Here is a 23,902-nt window from a genome sequence, read left to right on the forward strand (position 1 = left end):
CGCTAGGCCCCGGCGTGCGACACCGCTATAGTGCGCGCGGGAGCGAGGGGCGGTGGATCGCTGCGCCGAGAGAAGGGGGATTGCGCAATGGGCCTGACCATCATCGCTGGGCTGTTTCTGCTGCTGGTGATCTTCTACCTGATGTCCAGCATCAAGATCGTCCGCCAAGGCTATCAATATACGATCGAACATTTCGGTCGTTACACCGGGACCGCGTCGCCGGGCTTCAATTTCTACCCGGCCTTCTTCTACCGCGTCGGGCGTCGCGTGAACATGATGGAGCAGGTGATCGACATCCCCGGACAGGAGATCATCACCAAGGATAATGCGATGATCTCCACCGACGGGGTGGTGTTTTTCCAGGTGCTCGACGCGCCCAAGGCGGCCTATGAGGTCAGCGACCTGTATGTCGCGCTGCTCAATCTGGTGACCACGAATCTGCGCACCGTGATGGGGTCGATGGACCTCGACGAGACGCTGTCGAAGCGCGACGAGATCAATGCCCGGCTGCTCAACGTCGTCGATCACGCGACCACGCCATGGGGCGTCAAGATCACCCGCGTCGAGATCAAGGACATCCGCCCGCCACAGGACATCGTCAATGCGATGGCGCGGCAGATGAAGGCGGAGCGCGAGAAGCGTGCCAATATCCTTGACGCAGAGGGATCGCGCGCGTCGGAGATCCTGCGCGCCGAAGGGCAGAAGCAGGCACGCATCCTGGAGGCGGAGGGGCGCCGCGAATCGGCCTATCGTGATGCCGAGGCACGCGAGCGCGCCGCCGAGGCGGAAGCGAAGGCCACGCAGGTCGTCAGCGAGGCGATCGCACGCGGCGGAACGAAGGCGATCAACTATTTCGTCGCGCAAAAATACGTCGAGGCGATCGGCAAGTTCGCGACCAGCCCCAATGCCAAGACGATCCTGTTCCCCGTCGAGGCGACCCAGTTGATGGGCACGCTGGGCGGCATCGGCGAGCTGGCCCGGGACGTGATCGGCAAGTCTGACGCCCCCAGCCCGCCCGTGCCCCCCGCGCCCCGCGAACGACGCGGGCCGTTCGAACTCGATACCCCGCCGCGGGAGGACCGGTGACGCTCGATCTGATCGGTGGCGCCGCAGGCGCATGGCTGATCGCCGCGCTGGCACTGGCGATCGCGGAATTGCTGGTGCCGGGCGTCTTCCTGATCTTCCTTGCGATCGCGGCGGGAATCGTCGCCGCGATGACCGTGGCGATCGGCGATCTACCCGTGCCACTCCAGTTCCTCGGCTTCGCGATCTGGAGCGCGGTGGTCGTCGCGATCGGGCGGCGCTGGTATCGCGACTTTCCCGTCACCGGCGATGACCATCGGCTCAACGACCGCGCAAGCGCCATGATCGGCACGACGGCGCGATTGGCAACCGCCATCGAACATGGCGTCGGGCGGGTGACCATTGGCGACGGCAGCTGGCCAGCGCGAGGACCCGAACTGCCCGCAGGCACGATCGTCACGATCGTCGCGGTGGCAGACGGCGTGGTGACGGTGACGCCAGCCTAGCATTAGCCGTCACGCCGGACTTGCCCACGGCCCCCGGTTCCGCGTGGCGGACTGATAAACGAGGTGGGGGCGGCCGGATAAGCCGCCCCGCACCCTGAACGTTATGCGACGGCCGCCGCCTTGGGGGCGGCGTCGCGCACGCCGGGATCGACGTGATCCGCGAATTGCGCGAAATTGTCATTGAACAGGTCGACGAGGCGCGCCGCAGTGGCGTCGTAATCGGCCTTGTTCGCCCAGGTTTCGCGCGGATCGAGGATCGCACCGTCGACACCCGGCACCGCCACCGGCACCTTGCAGCCGAAATTGGGATCGGTGCGGAAGTCGACATTGTTCAGGCTGCCGTCGAGCGCGGCGTCGAGCAGCGCGCGGGTCGCCTTGATCGGCATACGATGGCCGACGCCATATTTGCCGCCGGTCCAGCCGGTGTTGACCAGCCAGCAATCGACGCCACCCTTGGCGATCCGCTCCTTGAGCAGATTGCCATAGACCGACGGATGACGCGGCATGAACGGCGCGCCGAAGCAGGTCGAGAAGGTCGCATCCGGGTCGGTCACGCCGATTTCGGTGCCGGCAACGCGCGCGGTATAGCCCGACAGGAAGTGGTACATCGCCTGATCCGGCGTCAGCTTCGCGATCGGCGGCAGCACGCCATAGGCGTCGGCGGTCAGCATCACGATGTTGCTGGGCGTACCGCCCATATTCTCGTCGGACGTGTTGGGGATGAAGTCGATCGGATAGGCGCCGCGGCTATTCTCCGCGAGGCTGTTGTCGTCGAGGTCGAGCTGGCGGGTCACTTCGTCCATGACGACGTTTTCCAGCACGGTCCCGAAACGCTTGGTGGTAGCGAAGATCTCCGGCTCGGCGTCCGCCGACAGGCGGATCATCTTGGCGTAGCAGCCGCCCTCGAAGTTGAACACCGCATCGTCCGACCAACCATGTTCGTCGTCGCCGATCAACGTGCGCTTCGGATCGGCCGAGAGCGTCGTCTTGCCTGTGCCAGACAGGCCGAAGAACACCGCGGTGCGCCCGTCTTCGCCCATGTTGGCGGAACAGTGCATCGGCATCACGCCCGTGGTCGGCAGCAGATAGTTGAGGATACCGAACACCGACTTCTTCATCTCGCCGGCATAACGGGTGCCGCCGATCAGGATCAGCTTCTCGGTCAAATTCACCGCGATCACGGTCTGGCTGCGGCAGCCGTGGCGCGCGGGATCGGCGCGGAAGCTGGGCAGGTCGATGATCGTATAATCGGGAGCAAAGCCCTTCAGCTCATGCTCTTCCGGCCGCACCAGCATCGTGCGGATGAACAGATTGTGCCACGCCAGTTCGTTGATTACGCGGACGCGGACGCGATGCTCCGGCTGCGAGCCGCCGAAGAGATCCTGCACATAAAGGTCCGCCTTGTCGTGCAGCGCGGTCATGAAATCCGCCTTCAACGTGGCGAAATGTGCCGGGTCCATCGGCTTGTTGGACTTGCCCCACCATACCGTCGATTCGGTTTCGGCATCACGGACGGTAAACTTGTCCTGCGCCGACCGGCCGGTGTGGTCGCCGGTCTCGACGACCAGCGGGCCATCCGCCGACAGCTTCCCCTCGCCACGCGCGACGGCGGCTTCGACCAGCCGGGCGGTCACCAGATTCCAGTGCAGCGTAGCGCGGGTTTCGATGCCCATCGCCGCGAGACCGGCGTGCGGAATTCGATCGCTCAATGGTCCGTCCTCTTCCTCTGTCCTTCGCCCTGCCGGGCGGCATCCGTTTTTCGGGATTACAGGGCGGTAAACCTGCCGTCAAACATGTTAAACACGGCGTGACGCAGGCGCGCCATTGAGCATGTGCCAGCTTTGGACTACCGCAAGGGTCGCCATGATCCGACGGAAGCAACGATGACTGCCACGATCGCGCTGGTCGACGACGATCGCAACATCCTCACCTCGGTATCGATCCAGTTACAGGCCGAAGGGTTCCTGACGCGCGTCTATTCGGATGGCGAAACCGCGCTGAAGGCGCTGACCGACAATCCGCCGGATCTGGCGATCTTCGATATCAAGATGCCCAAGATGGACGGGCTGGAACTGCTGCGCCGCGTCCGCGAGAAAAGCCAGATGCCGGTCATCTTCCTGACCAGCAAGGACGACGAGCTGGACGAGGCGCTCGGGCTGGCGATGGGCGCGGACGATTATATCGCCAAGCCGTTCAGCCCACGGCTGCTGATCGCCCGGATCCGCGCGATCCTGCGCCGGACGGACATCGCGAGCGCCAGCGACGCCGGGGAGATCGAAACCCAGGGGCCGATCGAACGCGGGCGGCTGGTGATGGATCCGGCGCGCCATCGCGTCACCTGGGGCGGCGAAGCGGTGACGCTGACCGTCACCGAATTCCTGATCCTCGAAACGCTCGCGCAGCGCCCCGGCATCGTCAAGACGCGCAATCAGTTGATGGACGCGGCCTATCAGGACGACATCTACGTCGACGATCGCACCATCGACTCTCATATCAAGCGCGTGCGACGCAAATTCCGAGAGGTCGACCCGTCCTTCGACTCGATCGAGACCCTGTATGGCGCCGGTTATCGCTTCTCCGAGGAGTGACGCGGTCGAGCCGGCGATCCGATGGTCGGGCCGGGTCTCGCTCACGCCGCGGATCCTGGCCGTCAATATTATGGCGCTGTTGCTGCTGGCGGGAGGATTCTTCTACCTCGATTCGTTTCGTACCCGTATCCTCGACACGCGCGCCGACCAGGCCCAACGCGAGGCGCGGCTGATGGCGGAGGCGCTGGCGGCGGCGGATGCCAGCCAGCGCGCGGCGCTGATCGCGCGAATGGCGCGCGATACCGGCACGCGGCTGCGCCTTTACGATCGCGCGGGCGCGCTGCTGGCGGACAGCCGATCGCTGGGCGTCGCCAATTTCCGGCTGCGCTATCCCGATAACGACGGGCTGAGCCGACGAAGTGCGCGTTGGCTGGACGCCGCGATCGACACGATCGTGCGCGCCCCGCTTGCCCCCGGTTATCGCGAGCGACGCGATGGCCGCGACTGGCCCGATGTCGCGCAGGCCCAGCGGCGCGGCGCCACGTCGGTGACGGTCTGGCGCGCGCCCGATCGGACCCCGGTGATCACCGCCGCCGCGCCACTCGCCCCCGGCCTGGCGCTGATGTCGACGGTCAACGCGCGCGACGTCACGGAGCGGGTGCGGCAGGAGCGGTTCCGCCTGAGCGTCGTCGTGCTGGTGGCGGCGGTGATTTCGATCGCCTTGTCGCTGTTCCTCGCCCGGACGATCGTGGGGCCACTACGGCGACTGGCGCGTGCCGCCGTGCGGGTGCGCCTCGGCCGCGCGCGCGAGGTGGTGGTGCCGCGCCTGCCAGCGCGCCGCGACGAGATCGGCATGCTCGCCCGCGCGCTGTCCGACATGAGTCTCGCATTGCGCGCGCGCATCGACGCGACCGAGGCATTCGCCGCCGACGTGACCCACGAACTGAAGAACCCCCTCGCCTCGCTTCGCTCCGCGGTGGACGGGCTGGAACGGGTGGCGGACCCCGACCTGCGGCAGCGGCTGTTCGCGATCGTCAAGGATGACGTCCACCGCCTTGACCGGCTGATCAGCGACATTTCCGATGCATCGCGGCTCGACGCGCAACTTAGCCGCGCGACGTTCGAGCCGGTCGATGTCGAGGCGATGATCGGGGCGATGGTCGACGAACGCCATGAGCGCGGCCTGCCGAACGGGGTTCGCCTGCATTTCGATGCCAGCGATCCCCACCGTTTATGGGCGCTCGGCGAAGGTTCTCGGCTGGAGCGCGTGTTCGCCAATCTGCTCGATAATGCGATCTCCTTCTCGCCCGACGGGGGGCTGGTGACGATCGCCGCGCGCCGCGTATCTGGCTCTCTGGAGGTGCGGGTGGAGGATGAAGGGCCCGGCGTACCGCTTGAGGCGCATGAAGCGATCTTTCGCCGGTTTCATTCGGTTCGTCCCACGGAGGAGCAGTTCGGGCAGCATTCCGGGCTCGGCCTTGCGATCGCGCGGACGATCGTCGAGGCGCATCAGGGCGAGATCGTGGTCGAGGCGCGCGAGGATCGTTTGAGCGGCGCGCGCTTCGTGGTCCGTTTACCGCTGGCGGTGCAGGATGCGGTATGAACGACGCGGTGACGATCCATGCGACGACGGTGGCGATCCGTGGATGCGCGGTGCTGCTGCGTGGCGAATCGGGGGCGGGCAAATCCGATCTCGCGTTGCGGCTGATCGATCGCGGCGCGGAACTGGTGGCTGACGATTATACGATCATCACCCGCGACGGCGCACAACTCGCCGCCGGGGCACCGGCGACGATCGCCGGCCGGATGGAGGTGCGCGGCGTCGGCATCGTCGACTGGCCCTATCGCGTGATCGCCCCCGTCGCGCTGTCGGTGGTGCTCGGCGTCGAGAACGAACGCATGCCCGATGCGCGCATACTGACGCTGGTGGGGATCGATGTGCCCGAGATCACCATCGACCCACGCTGGCCCAGCGCCCCGATCAAGGTGGAATGGGCGCTGACCCACCTGAAGGAACCGCACGCATGACCGAAGTGCTGCTCGTGACCGGGATGGCGGGTGCGGGGAAGACCACCGTGCTCAAGACGCTCGAGGACCTGGGGTGGGAAACCGTCGACAATATCCCATTGTCCCTGCTGTCGCGGGTGGTTCTCGGGCCCGACGCACAGCCGTCGCAGCACGCGATGCGGCCGATCGCCTTTGGGGTCGGTGCGCGCACGCGCGATTTCGACCCGGAGGCGCTGATCCGCCGCGTGGAGCAGTTGCGCACGATCGACGGCGTCAGCGTCGAGGTGCTGTTTCTCGATTGTTCGGGGCGCGAACTGGCGCGGCGTTATGCCGAAACGCGGCGCCGTCACCCGCTGGCGGAGGACCGGCCTGCGAGTGAAGGAATCGCGCAGGAGCGCACCTTGCTGGCGCCGCTGCGCTCCTGGTCCGACCGGCTGATCGACACCACGCGGCTGAAGGCGAATGCGCTGGCGCAGGACATTCGCCGCGCTTTCGAGCGCGACAGCGGCGGCACGACGACGCTGATCGTCGAATCGTTCGGCTTCTCGCGCGGGGTGCCGACCGCGGTCGACCTCGTGTTCGACATGCGGTTCCTGCGCAATCCGCATTGGGAACCCGGTTTGCGCGCGCGCACCGGCAAGGAAGCCGTGGTGGCGGACTATATCGCGTCGGACCCCGCCTATGACGAGGCGCTGACGCGGATCGAGGATCTGCTTCTGTTGCTGCTGCCGCGCTATCATGCTGAGGGCAAACCCTATGTGACGATCGCCTTCGGCTGTACCGGAGGGAAACACCACTCGGTTCATGTCGCCGAACGTGTCGGTCTTCGGTTGCGTAACGCCGGATTTTCCCCCACCATTACGCACCGCGACCTGCCGGGCCATGCGCAGGATGCGATCGAGGAACGGCCGCAGGGTCAATGAACGGAAATTCTAACGCTATGATCGGACCCATGATCGGTCTGGTGCTTGTCACCCACGGCCGTCTTGCGGACGAGTTCGTGACCGCGATGGAGCATGTCGTCGGCCCGCAGAAGCAGGTGCGGACGGTCGCGATCGGCCCTGACGACGATATGGAGGCGCGGCGCGCCGATATCGCCGGCGCGATCGCCGAGGTGGACGACGGGCGCGGCGTGATCGTGCTGACCGATCTGTTCGGGGGGACGCCCTCCAATCTCGCGATCTCGCTGATGGAACGTGGCCGTGTCGAGGTGATTGCGGGGATCAACCTGCCGATGCTGATCCGGCTTGAATCGGCACGCAAGGCGATGACCGTCGTCGCCGCGGTGGCCGCCGCCCGCGAGGCGGGACGCAAATATATCTCGGTCGCGTCCGAGGTGCTCGGCGAGGCCGCGGCTTGACCGTCTCGCGGACCGTCGAGGTAACCAACCGTCGCGGATTGCACGCGCGCGCGAGCGCCAAGTTCGTGACGCTGGCCGCCAGCCAGCCGATCCCGGTACAGGTGGCGAAGGGCGCGTCGGAGGTGACGGGCACGTCGATCATGGGCCTGATGATGCTGGGCGCCGCCAAGGGCGACTTGATCACGATCAGCGCGCGGGGCGACGCCGCCGAGGATGTGGTGGCGACAATGTGTGCGCTGGTGGAGGGCAAGTTCGGGGAGGAGTGATCCGCCCGACGCTCGACTATGCCCCGCACGATCACCGCTTATTCGAATCCGCTCGTCAAACGGGTGCAGGCGCTGCGCGACAAGCGCCATCGTCGCGAGGAAGGGCTGTTCCTTGCCGAGGGGTTGCGGATCCTCACCGAGGCGCGGGAGACTGGCCGCATCCCGCGCTTTCTGTTCTTCGCCGCCGCCAGCGCCGCGCATCCCCTGGTACGCGCGCTCGTCACCGCGGTGGAGGATCATGGCGGCGAGGCGATCGAGACCACCCCCGACATCCTCTCCAAACTATCGGGGAAGGACAATTCGCAGGCGGTCGTCGGTGTGTTCGCCACCTTCGAGGCGCAATTGGCCGACCTCGATCGCCGCCGTGCGTCCTTGTGGCTGGTAGCCGAGCGGCTGCGCGATCCGGGCAATCTCGGCACGATCCTGCGCACCGGCGACGCGGTCGGTGCCGGCGCGCTGATCCTGGTCGATGAGTGCGTCGATCCCTTTTCCACCGAGGCGGTGCGCGCCAGCATGGGCGCGCTGTTCACGGTGCCGATCGTGCGCACGCCATGGGACCCGTTCATCACGTGGCTGCGCTCGGGGCCGGGGCAATTGGTCGGGTTGAGCCTGCAGACCGAGGAGGGCTATCGCGACGCGCCTTACACCGCGCCGACCTTCCTGTTGACCGGCAACGAGGCGCAGGGCCTGCCCGAACATTATGAGGCGGCGTGCGACCTGCTGGTGAAATTGCCGATGCGCGGCAAGGCCGACAGCCTTAACGCCGCCGTCGCGACCGCGGTGATGGCCTATGAGGTGCTGGCACGCCACAAGGGGTAATCCCATCGAACCCCAGTGGCGGCTGGGGACCGACCGCCCGAAAGGCCATCGCTGGAGTACCACCAACGCCCCCGGCCTTCAGCGGTTGTCGCCAGAATATGTGTGGGCGCGTGTGTGTATCGATCCGCTCGCCGCTGTCGGTTACAGGCGACCCACCATCGCGCTATTCCGCCGCATCCTCCACGACTGACAGCTTGGTCAACGGCCGCACCGCCTGTTCGCCGACCGGCAGCGTGTCGATCGACTTGTTGCCCGTATCGATATTGAGCGTCTCGAACCGGCGCGCGCTGGTCAGCACCTGGCTTTCGAGGCTGCCGACGAAGGCGTTATAGGCCCCCATCGCGGTATCGAGATTCTTGCCCAGCCTGGCGACATGCCCACCCATCACCGCCAGTCGCTGATACAATTCCTTGCCCAGCGCGCCGATCTCCTGCGCCTCACGGGCCAGCTTCTCCTGCCGCCACACCGCCGAAACGGTGCGCGCGATCGCGATCAGATTGGTCGGCGTCGCCAGCAGGACACGGCGATCGAAGGCATAATCCCATAGCGACGGATCATGCTCCAGCGCGGCGGACAGGAAATGCTCGCCGGGCACGAACATCACCACATATTCAGGCGCATCGTCAAATTGCGTCCAATAGGCTTTATTGCCCAGCGCATTGACATGGCTACGCATCGATTGGGCATGCGCCGCCAGGCCGATCTGCCGCTCTCCTTCGTCCACCGCCCCGAACGCGTCCTGATAGGCGTTGAGCGATACCTTCGCATCGATGATCAGCGACTTGCCACCCGGTACATGGACGATCGCATCGGGGCGCAACCGCCCCCCATCCTCCGCCGCGACCGACACTTCCATGCGAAAATCGGTATGCTCGGCAAGACCGCAGCTTTCGAGCACGTTGCGCAGTTGCTGTTCACCCCAGCGCCCGCGCGCCTTGGGCGCATTGCGCAACGCATTGACCAGTTTGGCGGCCTCCCCCGAGACGCGCTCCTGCCCGACGCGCATCGCTTCGATCTGGCCGTGCAGCTGACCGAAGGCGTCGCGCCGCTCCGCCTCGATCTTCGCCACGCCTTCCTCATAGCGTTGCAGACGATCATTGACGGGCTGCAACAGCGCCTTCAGGCCCTGCCCCGCCTTTTCCTCGGACTGGCGCAGCCGTGCATCGGCGCGCTCCAGAAACGCCTTTTGCGCATCCGACAGCGTCTGATGCGCGACCTCGCGAAAGCGTAGCGTCATCTCGTCTGAGGCGGCTTTGAGATCGGCGATACGCTGTTCCGCGGCGCGCCCCTCGGCCATCAGCCGCGAGACATCCAGCCGCGCCGCATCCCGCTCTTGCCGCAACTCCGCCACTTCCTGCCGAAGCGCGTCGCCGTGACGCACCCGCTCCTCGGCGGCGGCAAGGTCGGTGATCGCGCGCTTGAACTGCTCGGCATGGGCATCACGCTCCGCGCGGAACCCCGTCGCTTCCCGACGACCGAACAACCAGCCCAGGATCAGTCCGGCGGCAAGCGCCAGCAACGCAAAGAGGAAAATGTCGGCCATCACCGGAACATAGATCGAACGGGGCATCGCATGCAATATGCGTCAGGCCGATGGTCCGCGCGTCGCGCTCACCCCCCGCGGCGCAGCTTGTCGAGTTTCTTCATCAGCATGCCGCGCTTCAACCGCGAGATATGGTCGATGAACAGCACCCCGTTGAGATGGTCGATCTCATGCTGCATGCACGTCGCCATCAAGCCGTCATATTCGGCTTCATGACGCTCCCCCGCCAGATCGAGCCATGTCACGCGGCACCGTGCGGGGCGTGTCACCTCGGCATATTGCTCGGGGATCGAGAGGCAGCCTTCGCTATAGGTCGACAGCTCGTCGCTGACCCAGGTGATCGCCGGATTGATATAGGCGTGCGGCGCACGCACCGCCTCCGGGGCGGGATCCTCCTCCTCGGTCTCACGATCCTGCAGGTCGATGACGACGATCCGTTGCATGATGCCGACCTGGATCGCCGCAAGCCCGATCCCGCGCGCATCGTACATCGTCTCGAACATGTCGGCGACGATGCCGCGCACCTCGTCGGTGATCGCATCAACGGGCGCACAGGTTTCGCGCAATCGCGCGTCGGGAACTTCGACGATTGGAAGAATGGCCATCGGCGCGAGCTAAGTGTCGTGACGCTGCCCGTCAAGCAAGCGGACCGCGCCTCACCCCACCGGACGGCGCGCGCGCAGCGCCTGCGCCAGCGTGCCCTCGTCAAGATAATCCAGCTCGCCCCCGACCGGCAGGCCATGCGCCAGTTGCGTCAGCCGGATCGGGAAGCGCTCCAGCCGTTCCGCCAGATAATGCGCGGTGGTTTGCCCCTCCAGCGTCGCGTTCATCGCCAGAACGACCTCATCGATGCCGCCCTGGTCGATCCGCCGGATCAGCGAATCGATCGCCAGATCGTCCGGTCGCACGCCCTCCAGCGCCGACAAGCGGCCGCCGAGGACGTGGAAACGGCCCGGAAACAGCCGCGACCGTTCGAGCGCCCACAGATCGCTGACATCCTCCACCACGCACAATGCGCGCGCATCGCGCCGGGGGTCGGCGCAGATCGCGCAGGGATCGCTGGTGTCGACATTGCCGCAGATCGAGCAGGTCGACAGCCGCTCCTCCACCGCCATCAGCGCCGAACGCAACGGGGCGAGCGCCGCCTCGCGCTTCTTGACGAGGTGCAGCACCGCGCGGCGTGCGGATCGCGGACCGAAGCCGGGAAGCCGCGCCAGCGCGCTGGTCAGCGCCTCGATTTCGGGGGATGCCATCAGGAACAGATAGGGGGTTGCGCCGCCGCCCGCCAGCGCGTTGAAGCGCAGGCATGCGGATCATTTTCATGGGCACGCCCGATTTCGCTGTTCCCACGCTCGAGGCGCTGGTCGCGGCCGGGCACGAGGTGGTGGCGGCCTTTACCCAACCGGCGCGGCCGGGCGGACGGCGTGGCCGCGATCTGGTGGCCACGCCCGTCCATCGCCGTGCCGAGGCGTTCGGCATCCCCGTCCATACCCCGGTGTCGTTTCGCGCGGACGAGGCACGAAGCGATTTCGCCGCGCTGGAGGCGGACGTGGCGGTGGTCGCGGCCTATGGCCTGATCCTGCCGCAGACGATTCTGGATGCGCCGCGGCACGGCTGCCTGAACGTCCACGGCTCGCTGCTGCCGCGCTGGCGCGGGGCGGCACCGATCCAGCGCGCCATCCTCGCCGGCGATGCCGACACCGGGGTGGGCATCATGCAGATGGAACGCGGGCTCGATACCGGGCCGGTACGCCGCGAGGAGCGTATTCCGATCGCCCACAAGACGGCGGGCGAACTGACGAGCGAACTGGCCGAGTTGGGGGCGCAAGCGATGGTGCGGGTGCTGGCCGATCTGAGCGCACATCCGGCGGTGCCGCAGCCGGAGGACGGCGTCACCTATGCCGCGAAGATCGACAAGGCGGAGGCGCGGCTCGATTTCCGGCACGATGCCGCTCAGCTGGAACGCGCGATCCGTGCCTTCAATCCGGCACCCGGAGCATGGATCGAGATCGGCGGCGAGCGCTGCCGCATCCTCGCCGCCGAGGTGGTGGAGGGTGGCGGTGCCCCCGGCACGGTGATCGACACCCACCTGACGATCGCCTGCGGCGACGCCGCGGCGATCCGCCCGACGCTGGTACAACGCGCCGGTCGGGGGGTGGTGACCACCGACGAATTGCTGCGCGGCATGCCGGTGGCGCCGGGCACGCGCCTGTGACGCGCTTCGCGCTGACGGTGGAATTCGACGGCCGCCCCTTCATGGGCTGGCAGCGGCAGTCGCATGGCCCCAGCGTACAGCAGGCAATCGAAGAAGCCGCCGCATCGATCGTGCAGGAGGAGGTTTCGTGCCAAGCCGCGGGGCGAACCGACGCGGGGGTGCATGCGCTGGCGATGCGCGCGCATCTCGACATCGCGCGCCCGATCGCGCCCTTCCGCCTGATGGAGGCGCTCAACGCCCGTCTGCGCCCCGCCCCGGTGGCGATCCTGGCGTGCGAGGTGGTGGCGGATGACTGGCATGCGCGCTTTTCGTGCCTTGGCCGGGCGTATGAATATCGCATCGTCAACCGCCGGGCACCGCTCACCCTGGCGAGGGGGCTGGCGTGGCAGGTGCCGCAGCCGCTGGATGCGGACGCGATGCACGCAGCGGCGCAGTTGCTCGTCGGACGGCATGATTTCACCACCTTCCGCTCGGTCCACTGCCAATCGGCCAGCCCGGTGAAGACGCTGGATCGTCTCGATGTGCAGCGCGACGGGGACCGGGTGATCGTCTCCACCGCGGCGCGCTCGTTCCTGCATCATCAGGTGCGGTCGATGGTGGGATGCCTCGCGATGGTCGGGCTCGGTCGCTGGACAAGCGACGATCTGGCGGACGCCTTGCACGCGGCGGATCGCCAGCGGCTGGCGCTCAACGCGCCGCCCGACGGGCTCTACTTCACCGACGCTCGATATTGACGGCGGCGCGCCGTTCAGCGGCCCGCGACACTTCTCCCCTGGACGGGAGGACATTCGCGGTCCGTGTGCCCGCGCGCCGGCCTATCGCACGAACCGCCCGGCCAGCTCGACATGCGTCGACCAGCGGAATTGCCCGACCGGCTGAACCCAATCGAGCCGATAGCCACCCTCGCACAACATCTTCGCATCCCGTGCGAAGCTGCTGGGATTGCAGGATACATAAGCGATCACCGGCGTGCGTGACGCGGCCAGCTGCGCCGCTTGCTCCCGCGCGCCCGCGCGTGGTGGATCGAGGACGATCGCCGCGAACCGATCCAGTTCGGCGGTGGTCAGCGGGCGCCGGTACAGATCGCGATGCTCGGTGAAGACGAGGCGTTGCGCCCGCCCCGCCGCCGCCTTCAGCGCGAAAATCGCGTCGCGTGCGCCCTCGGCGGCATAGACTCGCGACGACAGCGACAGGGCGAACGTGCCCAGCCCGGCGAACAGATCGGCCACGGTCGGCGCCTCGCCGACCGCTTCACGCACCGCCGCCACTAGTGCGGCCTCCCCCTCGCGGGTGGCTTGCAGGAACGAGGCAGGCGGCAACGGCACCGCGACACCGCCCAGCGTGATGGTCAGTGCGTCGGGCTCCCATTGCGTCTCCGCGCCCATGCCGGCATCGAATGCGATCCGCGCGAGGCGGTGCTCCTGAGCGAAAGCGGTCAGCGCCTCATGCGCGGCCAGCCCCTCCGGCGCGGCCCCGGTGATCAGCAGATCGACCCCCTGGTCCGCCAGCGTCATCGCCACGTCCAGCCGCCGCTTGGCACGCAGCCCCAGCAACAGGCGCTTCAGCGGCCGTATCAGCGCAAACAATTCGGGGGCGAGAACATGGCATTCCTGCACATCGATCAGCTGATGGCTTTTCTCCACCGCGAAGCCGAGCCGCCCGGAGGGATCGAAATGCAGCGTCGCGCGGCGCCGCGTGCGTGGTGGTGACAGCGCCGGGGGGCGGATCGTGCTCGCCAGACCCTGCGCCTCCAGCCCGGAACGGATGCGCTCGACGATGAAATCCGCCCAGCTCGGATCGTCGAGATGCTGCAACTGGCAGCCGCCACAGGCCGGGAAGTGGCGGCACGGCGGGGTGCGGTGATGCGGGCCCGGCGTGATCGTGCCATCGTCCGCGACGCGATCCCCCGGCGCGGACAGCGCGATATGGCGTTCATCCGCGGTGACGCCGTCACCTCGCGCGGCAAGGCGGATCACCTCGCTCATGCCCGCACCGCCGCCAGCGCCCGCGCGAGATCGTCCGCGATGAACGGCCCGCGCAGATATTGCGCCGCCGCCGCGTGCAACCATACGCCCGCCGCGGCCGCGTCGATCGCATCACGGCCGCCCGCCAGCATCGCGGCGATCGCGCCAGCCAGCACATCACCGGAACCAGCGGTCGACAACCAGCTGCTCGCCGCCATCGCGCAGATGATCCGACCGTCAGGCGCGGCTATCACCGTATCGGGCCCCTTGTGGACGACGACGGCGCCGCTGCGCCGCGCCGCCGCCCGGGTGGCGGCCAGCTTCGATCCTTCGACCGCGCCGAACATCGCGGCGAACTCCCCGGCGTGCGGGGTTAGGATCGTCATCGCGCGCCGCGCCGCGATCGTCTCCGCGCTGACCAGATGCAATGCATCGCCATCCACCACCAGCGGCCAATCGGTCGCCAGCGTGGCGGCCAGCACCTCGCGTATCGCATCATCACGCCCAAGGCCCGGCCCGACCACCAGCGCGCCGATCCTCGAATCCGACAGCGCCGCCGGATCGAAGCGCCGCCGGACCAGCGCATGCGGCGCTTCAGGAATCGTCGCGCCGAGCAGCGCGACATAGCCCGCCCCTGCATGCATCGCGGCTTCCGCCGCCAGCTGCGCGGCACCCGTCATCCGTCCGCGCACCACCGCCACCATCCCGCGCGAGAATTTGTGCGCATCGACGGCGGGCGGCGACAGCTGCGGGGCCGACAGGATCGAGACATCCGACCCGACATCGATCGCCAGCGGCAACAATCGCACCTCCCCGGCATAAGCAGCGGCGGGTTGCAGGACGTGCGCGGGCTTGGCCGCGCCCAGCGCCAGCGTCACGTCGAAGCGGGGCAGATCGCCCGGCACCGTGCCGTCGTCCGTTCCGACACCACTCGGCACGTCGACCGCGATCGACAGCATCGCCGCCGCCACGAGGCGACGCAGCGCGGCAAGATGCTCATCTGCCAGCGGACGCGACAGGCCGATGCCGAACAGCGCGTCGACCACCACCGGCGCGGGCCGTGCGTCCGCCAGCGGTTCGATCGGCCCGGCCCAGCCCGCTCGCGCTTCCAACGCCTGCTCGCTGTCGGGATCCGCCAAAGCCGCGACGCGCACCTTCTTGCCCATCGCCGCCAGCCGAGCGGCCGCGACATAGCCAACACCACCGTTGTTGCCCGGCCCGCACAACACCAGGATCTCATTCGCACCCGCGAGCCGCCCCACCGCGACCGCGACCGCCGCGCCGGCCTGCCGCATCAGCGCCATCGGGCGCGTGCCAGCAGCAAAGGCGGTTTCCTCCGCCGCGCGCATCTGCGCGACGGTCAACACAGGCGTGCCGTCGAGCGCGATCATGCCCCGGTCGCCCCGCGTATCGTGGCGGGCAGGCGATAGATGTCGCTACCCACCGCCACCTCGATTTCGTTGGCGTCGACGATCGCCACCGTCGCCGACTGCGCACCATCGGCAGCGACCACCCCGCGGCCATCGCGGGTGACCAGCAAGCGGCGGAAGCCGCCGTCGGGATGGTGGATCGTCAGGATCAGCCCCTCAGGCCCCTGTTCGCGATCGACGGTGCAGACCCGACGGAACGCCGCCGCCCCGGCGAGCGCGCACTTGACGCGCCCATCCTCGACGGCGGCATCGTCCTGCGCCGCCTCCACCTTCGCCAGCACCTTGGTATCGGTACGCGGTTCCTGACACGCGCCGAGCGCGAGCAGCAGCAGAAGGTTAGATATCCGCGTAGACATGCCGCTCCGCTGATGCGCCAGGATGGGTGACCGCCCCCTGATAGGCCGGTCCGACATTCTGCGCATAGCGCCACAAGGCGCCTGATCCATAATTGTTTTGTCGCGCCTGCCAGCGCGCGCGACGCGCGGCCAGCACCGCCTCGTCAACCAACAGATCGATCGTGCCGGCCTCCGCGTCGATGCGGATCGTATCGCCGTCCTCGACCAGCGCGATCGGCCCGCCATCGGCCGCCTCCGGGCCGACATGGCCGATGCAGAAACCGCGCGTCGCGCCCGAGAAGCGCCCGTCGGTCAGCAGCGCGACCTTTTCGCCCATGCCAAGGCCATAGAGCGCGGCGGTGGTGGACAGCATCTCGCGCATGCCGGGGCCACCCTTCGGCCCTTCATAGCGGATCACGATCACCTCGCCTTCGCGGATCTGGCGTGCCTCCACCGCCGCGAACGTATCCTCCTCGCAATCAAAGCATCGCGCCGGCCCTTCGAATTGCAGGCGATGCATGCCGGCGACCTTGACGATCGCCCCATCGGGCGCCAGCGACCCGCGCAGGCCGACCACCCCGCCCGTCGACGTGATCGGCGTCTTCGCGTCGTAGATCACCTTCTGATCGGGGTTCCAGGTGACCTGCTCGATGTTCTCGCCGAGCGTCTTGCCGGTCACCGTCAGGCAATTGCCGTGCAGGAAGCCCTCGGTCAGCAGCGTCTTCATCAGCATGTACGTGCCCCCCGCCTCGTACATGTCCTTCGCGACATATCGACCGCCCGGCTGAAGATCGGCGCAATACGGCGTCGACTTGAAGATGTCGGCGACATCGAAGAGATCAAACGCGATCCCCGCCTCGTTCGCCATGGCCGGCAGGTGCAGCGCGCCATTGGTCGAGCCGCCCGTCGCCGCGACGATTCGGGCAGCATTCTCGAACGCCTCGCGCGTGCAGATATCGCGCGGGCGGATGTTCTTCGCCAGCAATTCCATCACCTGCGCACCGGCCGCGACCGCGATCTGCTCGCGCGTCGTATAGGGCGCCGGCACCATATTGCTGTTCGGCAGGCTGAGGCCGATCGCCTCCCCGACGCAGGCCATGGTATTGGCGGTATATTGCCCGCCGCACGCACCATGACCGGGGCAGGCGACACGCTCCAGCGCATGCACCTCATCGATCGGACAGGTGCCGGCGGCGTAGCGCCCGACCACCTCGAACACATCCTTGACGGTCACGTCCCGCCCCTCGAACCGCCCCGGCAGGATCGACCCGCCATAGACGAAGATCGACGGGATGTTCAGGCGCAGCATCGCCATCATCATGCCGGGCAGCGACTTGTCGCAGCCGGCGAAGCCGACCAGCGCGTCGTAGCAATGCCCCCGCACGCTCAGCTCGACCGAATCCGCGATCACCTCGCGGCTGACGAGGCTGGCCTTCATGCCCTGATGCCCCATCGCGATCCCGTCGGTGACGGTGATCGTGTTGAAGCGCCGCGGCATGCCGCCGCCCTGCTCCACCCCCCGCCGCGCGGCATCGGCCTGTGCGTCGAGCGTCGTGTTGCACGGTGCGCTGTCATTGCCCGCCGAGGCGAGCGCGACGAAGGGCCGCGCAATCTCTTCCTCGGTCAGCCCCATCGCATAATAATAGCTGCGATGCGGGGCGCGCTCGGGGCCCACCGACACGTGACGGCTCGGCAGGCGGTTCTTGTCGAAGGTCTGGGTCATAACGCGCACGCCTATGTCGCGAAGAGGCGGGGTGGCGCAAGGATATTAGCGATCAGTGGACGAACAAACGCCACTTCGCTCCGCCGCCGCGTAGGGACGGCCGAGCGGATGGCACCCACTTCACGTCAGGTCGGCCAGCGCCTTTTCCACTCCGTCCATCGTGAACGGCTTGCTCAGGCGCGGACGATCGCGATACTCGGCGGCGATCTCGTCCCCCCCTCCGCCGGTGGCGAAGACGAACGGGATTCCCTTCGCCGCCAGCGCGTCGGCGACGGCGAAACTCTTCTCACCGGCGCGAAGGTTGACGTCGAGGATCGCCGCGTCGATCCCGCCCGCCGCGATCATCGGCAGCGCGGCGGCGACGCTGTCGGCCGTGCCGGCGTGCCGTTTGTCGAGCGCGTCGAGGAAATCCTCCAGCATCATCGCGATCAGGGGCTCGTCCTCGACGAGAAGCACACGCATCGTCATCCGTCCGCCATAGCGTGCAATACGGTGCGCGCAAATGATCAGGATCGTACCGAAGCGGCCTCATGCGCTTGTGCCGCCAGCACGTCCCGCGTCGCCTCCGCCAGTTGCTGGACCGAGAAGGGTTTGGGCAGGAAGGCAACATTGTCGAGATCGATCGACTTGCGCAGTTGCTCCTCGGCATAGCCCGACATGAACAGGATCGGGATATCCGGATGCACGCGACGCACCTGCCGCGCGAGCGACGGGCCGTCCATCACCGGCATCATCACGTCGGAGATCACCAGCGTCGGGCGCTCCACCCCGGCCAGCAGGTCGAGCGCGACCTCGCCATTCTCCGCCGCAAGGACGGTATAGCCCTGTCGCGTCAGGGCGCGCTCCGCCACCGCCCGGACCATATCCTCGTCCTCCACCAGCAGGATCGTCCCGGTGCCCCACAGGTCGCTGCCGCGCTGGCGCGGTGCCGGGCGGGCGGCGGCCGGCATCACATCGGCGGCGCCCGCTGTATGGACCGGCAGATAGATGGTGAACGTGGCGCCCTGCCCCGGCTTGGAGTCGGCAAAGATATAGCCGCCCGACTGTTTGACGATGCCATAGACGGTCGACAGGCCCAGCCCGGTGCCCTTGCCGACTTCCTTGGTGGTAAAGAACGGCTCGAAGATCTTGGGCAGCACGTCGGGCGGGATGCCGGTGCCCGTGTCGGTGATCTCCAGCGCGGTGTAATCGCCCGGCGGCATGATGTCGCTGCCGCGCCGGCGCAGTTCCGCGATCGGGACGCTGCGGGTCTGGATGATCAGCTTGCCGCCGCCCGCGCTGGTGCCATTGCCCTTCGCCAGCATCGCATCGCGCGCATTCACCGCGAGATTGACGACGACCTGCTCCAACTGGCCCGGATCGGCGCGTACCGGCCCCAGATCGCGGCCATGCTTCACCTCCAGCGTCACCGTCTCACCCATCAGTCGGCGCAGCAGGTTCGACACCTCCGAGACGATATCGGGCAGTTGCAGCACCTGCGGGCGCAACGTCTGCTGCCGCGAGAAGGCGAGCAACTGCCGGGTCAGGCTGGCGGCACGGTTCGAATTGGCGCGGATCTGCTGAATATCGTCATAGTCGCTGTCGCCCGGCGAGTGGCGCATCAGCATCAGGTCGCAATGGCCGATGATCGCCGTCAGGATATTGTTGAAATCATGCGCGACGCCGCCCGCCAACTGGCCGACCGCCTGCATCTTGGTCGCCTGTGCCACCTCGCGCTTCAGCCGGTTCTCCTCGTTATTGTCCTTCAGGCTGAGCAATACCGCCGCATCGCCCAGCCCGCGCGCGCCGGCTATGGTCAGCGCGACAGGCTCGTCCGGGTGATCCTTCAGCCGCACCGCGAGGTCGGTCGAGCGCGCGGCACCCCCGGCGAACCGCCGCACCGCATCCGCCACCGCCGCTTTGTCTTCCCGCACGACCAGGTCACCGGGATAGACCGGCGGCGAACCCAGCTCCACCCCGGCGGCGCGCGCGAAGGCCTGATTCATCTGCACGAATCGCCCTTCCCGATCGACCAGCGCGACCCCAAACGGCATCAGCATCAGCAAGCCGTCGATCTCGTTGCCGCCGCTCATTCCCGGATCGGTATCGACCATCGCGATCAGGATCGGCGAATCGAGTTCGTCGCCCAGCGGGATCTGCAACAGCCGCATCGGATTGGCGCCATTGCCTTCCGCGACGAAACGGACCGTGCCGCCCTGATCCTCGACCAGGAAACGCGCCAGATCCTCGCCCGCCAGCATCCCGTCGGTCATCCCGGTGGCGCGTGTGCGCAACACCGCGTTCGCCGCCAGCACATGCCCGTCATTGGTCACCAGCGCGGCCATCACCCCCGCCGCGCCAAGCTGAACACCGAGCGTGCCGTCGATCGCGTCCGCCAGCCGGGTCGGCTGCCCGCCGGGCACCGCACCGCTGGCGAAGCGCCAGATCAGGATATCCTGTTGCTGCCCGGCGCGGCTGATGATCGCCTCGATCGGCCCCGCCGCGCCGCGCAATGTCGCACGCGCCTTGCCGTCGCGCCACGCCGACCGCCCGGCCACCGCCAACTGCCCCGCGCCGTCCCCCGCCAGCGGCAACGACGGCGGCGTCGGAAAGCCGGCGAACAATTGTTCATAGCGGTCGTTCGCGCACACCAGCCGCCCGGTACGGTCGGTCACCGCGACACCGTCGCCGCTCGCCTCCGCGGTGGCGCGGATCAACTCCCAGTCATGATCGCCTGTCGTATCGATCGCCACGGGCCGACGGATCGACAAAGCGATGATTAGCACCGCCAGCAATATGACGGTGGCTCCGGCAAACCCCGCCGCGATCGCGACGTCGGCCAGCAACCACAGGATCAGGCCGCCGGTCGCGGCCCCCGCGACGATCGCCGCCGCCCAGGCGAGCCGCCGGCCGTTGCGCAGCCCTTCGCTGCCGCGGATCACGCTGAACGGCATGTCAGCCGATCGGCCGTGGGGCAGGACGGTGGGGACGCATAAAACCCATCACTTCCATAAGCCCCTCGCCCGAAAGCGAGCATCCTAGAACGCGGCGACGGGGGAGGGAACCCGTCCAACGGAACGCGCATCGTGGTCGTCACCGCTGGTGACGATGCCGCCACTTGCGGCCAATCCACAGCCGCCAACCCAGCGCCGCCGCGGCATAGCCCAGCGCGGAGGCCACCGCGGTCAGGATCAGCAGGCCCAGCACCAGCGGCGGTCCCGCGTCCCAGATCCACTGCAACCACCCGGTCGCCGCCTCCGTCACCGGCTGCGCCACCGCGGGCGCGTTCGAGCGAAGCAGCCATGCCCCGATCTGATAGGCGGCGAAGAGAATGAACGGCGTCGTGAACGGATTGGTGATGAACGTCACCAGTGCGGCGACCGGCACGTTGGCGCGAAACGGCAGCGCGATCAGCGCAGCGATCGCGATCTGCGCGACCGGAAACAGGATCCCCGCGACCATCCCCAGCGCGACGCCGCGCGGCACCGAGCGGCGCGTGAAACGCCATAATTCGGGGGCGAGCACGCGATGCGCCACCGGGCGCAACAGCCGGCTGTTCTCCATCGACTCGCGGGTCGGCAGATTGCGGCGGCTCCACGCCGCGATCCGTTCCCAGCCGGTCATCGGTCGCGACGCCATGTCACCCGTGGTCGCGCAGGACGCGACCAGCCTCGCGTTTCCAGTCGCGCTCCTTGATATGCTCGCGTTTGTCGTGCGCCTTGCGCCCCTTGGCCAATGCCAGCTCAACCTTCGCGCGCCCCTGCCCGTTGAAATAGACCGTCAGCGGGACCAGCGTCATGCCCTCGCGCGCCACCGCCCCGTGCAGCTTGTTTATCTCGCGCTCGTGAAGCAGCAGTTTACGCGGACGCTTCGGTTCGTGGTTGAAGCGATTGCCGTGGCTGAATTCCGGAATGTTCGAATTGACCAGCCACACCTCGTCGCCGGACACTTCGGCATAGCTTTCCGCGATCGACCCCTCGCCGAAGCGGAGGCTCTTCACCTCGGTGCCGGTGAGCACGATGCCGGCTTCATAGGTGGTATCGATCGCATAATCGAACCGCGCACGGCGATTTTCGGCGACGATCTTTTTCTTGTCGAAGGTGGCGGGTTTGGGACGCGGCATACCGATGCGATGTAGGCGCAGGATGAGCGCGGGGCAAAGGGGCTTTCGACACACGGTCGAGGACGGCGCGTCGTGGCGAATGCCTTTCACGACGCGCGGAGACGTGGCGCCTCAGATCAGTCCTGCCGCCGCCAGCCCCGCGTCCACCGCCGCCCGGCTCGCCTCGGACGGCCAGGTCATCGGCAGGCGCAGGCCATCGGGGAAGCCGGGCCGTACCTTCGTCATCGCATATTTTACCGGGCCGGGTGACGCATCGGTGAAAAGCGCGACATGCAGCGCGAAGAGCCGGTCGTGCAGTGCCAGCGCGGTCGCCTGATCCCCAGCCGCGCAGGCCGCCTGGAAATCGGCGCACAGCCGTGGGGCGACGTTGGCGGACACCGAAATGCACCCCACCCCGCCCATCGCATTATAACCCAGCGCCAGATCGTCGTTGCCCGACAATTGACAGAATTCCGCGCCCAGTGCGGCGCGATGCTGCGACACGCGCTGCAATACCCCCGACGCATCCTTCACCGCGACGAATACCTCCGGGAACGCCTTGACGATCCGTACCAGCGTATCGGGCTGGATGTCGGTAACGGTGCGCGCGGGAACGTTGTACAGGACGATCGGCAGCGGCGCATCAGGAGCGAGCGCCGCGAAATGGCGGAAAATCCCCTCCTGCGACGGGCGGTTATAGTATGGCGGAACCATCAGCGCGGCATCCGCCCCGGCCTCTTTCGCGGCGATCAGGTTGGCGGCGGCGACCCGCGTATCGTTCGATCCAGCGCCGGCGATCACCGGCACGCGACCGCGCGCCTGATCGACGCACACCCGCACGATCGCGAATTGCTCATCCTTCGTCAGCGTCGCCGCCTCGCCCGTCGTGCCGCACGGTACCAGTGCGGACGATCCCTCCGCGATCTGCCATTCGATCAGATCGCGATAGGCCGCCTCGACGAACCGACCATCGGGGTCGAACGGAGTCACCAGCGCGGGAATGGAACCGGAAAACATGATAGGCGTGTCGCTCCCTGGACCCGTATGCGCGGGCTGTCGTTCAGCGCAGATACGGCTAGCATCGCTAGTCTGTCCACCACAGGTATGTCAGTGAAGGCAGGTGCGTTGATCCTTTTCGTTGCAGCATCCGGCGCGATCGCCCTCGTCGCATCGCAATATGGCGCCCCGGTCGCCCCGCCTTCGAACCCGGTGCCAGCGCCCAGCTCCGCGCCGGCCTATACCGCCCCGCTGACCGATCTGGCGCAGCCGATCGCGCAATGGAAAGTGCTGCAACAGACCGACGCGCTGCCGTTCGACAGCTATGCCTCGTTCATCACCACGCATCCCGGCTGGCCCGGAGAGGCGGCGATCCGCCGCACCGCGGAACGGAAGGCGGCGACCGATCCCACGATCGCGCCCGCCAGCGTCGCCGCCTTCTGCCGTCGCTGGACGCCATTGACGAGCGCCGGGCGGGTCGCCTGCGCGCGCGCCTTCGCCGCGACGGGCGCACGCGCCGAGGCGGACAATGCCGCGCGCGCCGCGTGGCGGCTGGGCACGCTGGCGCCACAGGATGAGGCGACGATCCTCGGCCAGTTTGCGGGCGCGCTGTCGTCGGCCGATCATGACCGCCGGATGGATGCGCTGCTGTGGCAGGGGGCAACCGCCGCGGCGGCACGATTGCTGCCGATAACCAGCCCGGCGGCGCAGCAGTTGTTCGCCGCGCGACTGGCGTTTCGCAGCAACGCGCCCGATGCGTCGGCGCGGGCGGCGGCGATGGACGCGATCGGCGCGCGCGATCCCGGCTATATCGCCGACAAGGCGTTGTGGCTGCGCGCCAGCGGCGCCTCCCCCAGCGCGCGCGGCTGGCTGGCGCGAAGCCGCAACGGCATGGCACTCCCCGGCAATGTCGAGAAATTCTACGAAGCGTTGCTGGTCAACGCGCGTGGCGCGGCGGCGGACAATCAGTGGCAGACCGCCTATGACATCGCGCGGCAGGTGGACGATGCCTATGCCCCCGGCACCAACGTGTCGACGCGCCCCTATGGCGAACGAGACGACTATACCAGCCTCGCGTGGCTGGCGGGCCAGGCTGCGTTGAAGAT

General features: G+C 67.6%; 24 protein-coding genes and 1 pseudogene. 12 read left to right on the forward strand and 13 right to left on the reverse strand.

What is annotated here, in order from left to right; all coding sequences use genetic code 11:
• The first annotated feature begins 87 nt into the window (after window positions 1–87).
• Together ACFDSW_RS00880 and ACFDSW_RS00885 are read left to right on the forward strand one after the other, a co-directional pair.
• Window positions 88–1,086 (forward strand): SPFH domain-containing protein, encoded by a 999-nt coding sequence (locus ACFDSW_RS00880; protein WP_375248379.1) that lies wholly within the window; start codon window positions 88–90, stop codon window positions 1,084–1,086.
• A complete protein-coding gene (locus ACFDSW_RS00885; protein ID WP_375248380.1) occupies window positions 1,083–1,529 on the forward strand; it encodes an NfeD family protein in 447 nt (148 codons plus the stop codon). Before ACFDSW_RS00880 ends, ACFDSW_RS00885 begins: the two co-directional genes overlap by 4 nt.
• 101 nt (window positions 1,530–1,630) lie before the next feature.
• Here ACFDSW_RS00885 and ACFDSW_RS00890 read toward each other — a convergent pair whose 3' ends face one another.
• On the reverse strand, window positions 1,631–3,238 hold the full coding sequence (locus tag ACFDSW_RS00890) for a phosphoenolpyruvate carboxykinase (protein ID WP_375248381.1): 1,608 nt from the start codon (window positions 3,236–3,238) through the stop codon (window positions 1,631–1,633).
• A 174-nt stretch (window positions 3,239–3,412) separates the two neighbouring features.
• Here ACFDSW_RS00890 and ACFDSW_RS00895 point away from each other — a divergent pair, with 174 nt between their 5' ends.
• The 7 genes from ACFDSW_RS00895 to ACFDSW_RS00925 are packed head-to-tail and all read left to right on the forward strand — an operon-like array spanning window position 3,413 to window position 8,509.
• The gene (locus tag ACFDSW_RS00895) at window positions 3,413–4,117 is read left to right on the forward strand and encodes a response regulator transcription factor (RefSeq protein WP_375248382.1); all 705 of its coding nucleotides are present in this window, start codon (window positions 3,413–3,415) and stop codon (window positions 4,115–4,117) included.
• Window positions 4,086–5,660, forward strand: a complete 1,575-nt coding sequence (locus tag ACFDSW_RS00900) for a stimulus-sensing domain-containing protein (RefSeq protein ID WP_375248383.1) — start codon at window positions 4,086–4,088, stop codon at window positions 5,658–5,660. The genes ACFDSW_RS00895 and ACFDSW_RS00900 overlap by 32 nt, the downstream gene beginning before the upstream one ends.
• Window positions 5,657–6,085: an HPr kinase/phosphorylase gene (locus ACFDSW_RS00905; protein ID WP_375248384.1), complete on the forward strand. Its 429-nt coding sequence runs from the start codon at window positions 5,657–5,659 to the stop codon at window positions 6,083–6,085. Before ACFDSW_RS00900 ends, ACFDSW_RS00905 begins: the two co-directional genes overlap by 4 nt.
• Window positions 6,082–6,987, forward strand: a complete 906-nt coding sequence (gene rapZ / locus ACFDSW_RS00910; protein WP_375248385.1) for an RNase adapter RapZ — start codon at window positions 6,082–6,084, stop codon at window positions 6,985–6,987. Before ACFDSW_RS00905 ends, rapZ begins: the two co-directional genes overlap by 4 nt.
• 29 nt (window positions 6,988–7,016) lie before the next feature.
• Window positions 7,017–7,424, forward strand: a complete 408-nt coding sequence (locus ACFDSW_RS00915) for a PTS sugar transporter subunit IIA (protein ID WP_066488783.1) — start codon at window positions 7,017–7,019, stop codon at window positions 7,422–7,424.
• On the forward strand, window positions 7,421–7,690 hold the full coding sequence (locus tag ACFDSW_RS00920; RefSeq protein ID WP_375248386.1) for an HPr family phosphocarrier protein: 270 nt from the start codon (window positions 7,421–7,423) through the stop codon (window positions 7,688–7,690). Before ACFDSW_RS00915 ends, ACFDSW_RS00920 begins: the two co-directional genes overlap by 4 nt.
• 18 nt (window positions 7,691–7,708) lie before the next feature.
• Entirely contained in the window at window positions 7,709–8,509 is an 801-nt protein-coding gene (locus ACFDSW_RS00925; RefSeq protein WP_375248387.1) for a TrmH family RNA methyltransferase, read from the forward strand.
• A 163-nt stretch (window positions 8,510–8,672) separates the two neighbouring features.
• On the opposite strand, the gene ACFDSW_RS00930 is transcribed toward ACFDSW_RS00925, so the two are convergent.
• The 3 genes from ACFDSW_RS00930 to recR form a co-directional block, all read right to left on the reverse strand.
• A complete protein-coding gene (locus tag ACFDSW_RS00930; protein WP_375248388.1) occupies window positions 8,673–10,052 on the reverse strand; it encodes a DNA recombination protein RmuC in 1,380 nt (459 codons plus the stop codon).
• 68 nt (window positions 10,053–10,120) lie between these two features.
• Entirely contained in the window at window positions 10,121–10,657 is a 537-nt protein-coding gene (def, locus tag ACFDSW_RS00935) for a peptide deformylase (RefSeq protein WP_375248389.1), read from the reverse strand.
• 51 nt (window positions 10,658–10,708) lie between these two features.
• Window positions 10,709–11,305: a recombination mediator RecR gene (recR, locus tag ACFDSW_RS00940; RefSeq protein ID WP_375248390.1), complete on the reverse strand. Its 597-nt coding sequence runs from the start codon at window positions 11,303–11,305 to the stop codon at window positions 10,709–10,711.
• A gap of 53 nt (window positions 11,306–11,358) precedes the next feature.
• Here recR and fmt point away from each other — a divergent pair, with 53 nt between their 5' ends.
• Together fmt and truA are read left to right on the forward strand one after the other, a co-directional pair.
• Window positions 11,359–12,267, forward strand: a complete 909-nt coding sequence (gene fmt / locus ACFDSW_RS00945; protein WP_375248391.1) for a methionyl-tRNA formyltransferase — start codon at window positions 11,359–11,361, stop codon at window positions 12,265–12,267.
• On the forward strand, window positions 12,264–13,001 hold the full coding sequence (truA, locus tag ACFDSW_RS00950) for a tRNA pseudouridine(38-40) synthase TruA (protein ID WP_375248392.1): 738 nt from the start codon (window positions 12,264–12,266) through the stop codon (window positions 12,999–13,001). The genes fmt and truA overlap by 4 nt, the downstream gene beginning before the upstream one ends.
• Window positions 13,002–13,082: 81 nt before the next feature.
• Here the strand turns inward: truA and ACFDSW_RS00955 are convergent, their stop codons facing one another.
• From ACFDSW_RS00955 to dapA, 9 genes are all read right to left on the reverse strand, one after another.
• On the reverse strand, window positions 13,083–14,252 hold the full coding sequence (locus tag ACFDSW_RS00955; RefSeq protein WP_375248393.1) for a class I SAM-dependent RNA methyltransferase: 1,170 nt from the start codon (window positions 14,250–14,252) through the stop codon (window positions 13,083–13,085).
• A complete protein-coding gene (locus ACFDSW_RS00960; RefSeq protein ID WP_375248394.1) occupies window positions 14,249–15,622 on the reverse strand; it encodes an NAD(P)H-hydrate dehydratase in 1,374 nt (457 codons plus the stop codon). The genes ACFDSW_RS00955 and ACFDSW_RS00960 overlap by 4 nt, the downstream gene beginning before the upstream one ends.
• Window positions 15,619–16,017, reverse strand: coding sequence for a hypothetical protein (locus tag ACFDSW_RS00965; protein WP_375248395.1), 399 nt, complete (start codon window positions 16,015–16,017; stop codon window positions 15,619–15,621). The genes ACFDSW_RS00960 and ACFDSW_RS00965 overlap by 4 nt, the downstream gene beginning before the upstream one ends.
• Window positions 15,998–17,719 (reverse strand): dihydroxy-acid dehydratase, encoded by a 1,722-nt coding sequence (gene ilvD / locus ACFDSW_RS00970; protein WP_375248396.1) that lies wholly within the window; start codon window positions 17,717–17,719, stop codon window positions 15,998–16,000. Before ilvD ends, ACFDSW_RS00965 begins: the two co-directional genes overlap by 20 nt.
• Window positions 17,720–17,839: 120 nt before the next feature.
• Window positions 17,840–18,187 carry a response regulator gene (locus ACFDSW_RS00975; protein WP_375248397.1) on the reverse strand — a complete coding sequence of 116 codons (348 nt, stop codon included), beginning with the start codon at window positions 18,185–18,187 and terminating at the stop codon, window positions 17,840–17,842.
• Between the two features lie 38 nt (window positions 18,188–18,225).
• The gene (locus ACFDSW_RS00980) at window positions 18,226–20,652 is read right to left on the reverse strand and encodes an ATP-binding protein (RefSeq protein WP_375248398.1); all 2,427 of its coding nucleotides are present in this window, start codon (window positions 20,650–20,652) and stop codon (window positions 18,226–18,228) included.
• Between the two features lie 139 nt (window positions 20,653–20,791).
• Window positions 20,792–21,322 (reverse strand): DUF2062 domain-containing protein, encoded by a 531-nt coding sequence (locus tag ACFDSW_RS00985; RefSeq protein ID WP_375248399.1) that lies wholly within the window; start codon window positions 21,320–21,322, stop codon window positions 20,792–20,794.
• Between the two features lie 16 nt (window positions 21,323–21,338).
• Window positions 21,339–21,821 (reverse strand): SsrA-binding protein SmpB, encoded by a 483-nt coding sequence (gene smpB, locus ACFDSW_RS00990; RefSeq protein ID WP_375248400.1) that lies wholly within the window; start codon window positions 21,819–21,821, stop codon window positions 21,339–21,341.
• A gap of 111 nt (window positions 21,822–21,932) precedes the next feature.
• Window positions 21,933–22,817, reverse strand: coding sequence for a 4-hydroxy-tetrahydrodipicolinate synthase (gene dapA / locus ACFDSW_RS00995; protein ID WP_375248401.1), 885 nt, complete (start codon window positions 22,815–22,817; stop codon window positions 21,933–21,935).
• Between the two features lie 108 nt (window positions 22,818–22,925).
• On the opposite strand from dapA, the pseudogene ACFDSW_RS01000 reads away from it, so the two are divergent.
• A pseudogene (locus ACFDSW_RS01000) lies at window positions 22,926–23,902 on the forward strand (lytic transglycosylase domain-containing protein); the annotation flags it as partial.

Source organism: Sphingomonas sp. (assembly GCF_042091075.1).
Lineage (GTDB): Bacteria > Pseudomonadota > Alphaproteobacteria > Sphingomonadales > Sphingomonadaceae > Sphingomonas.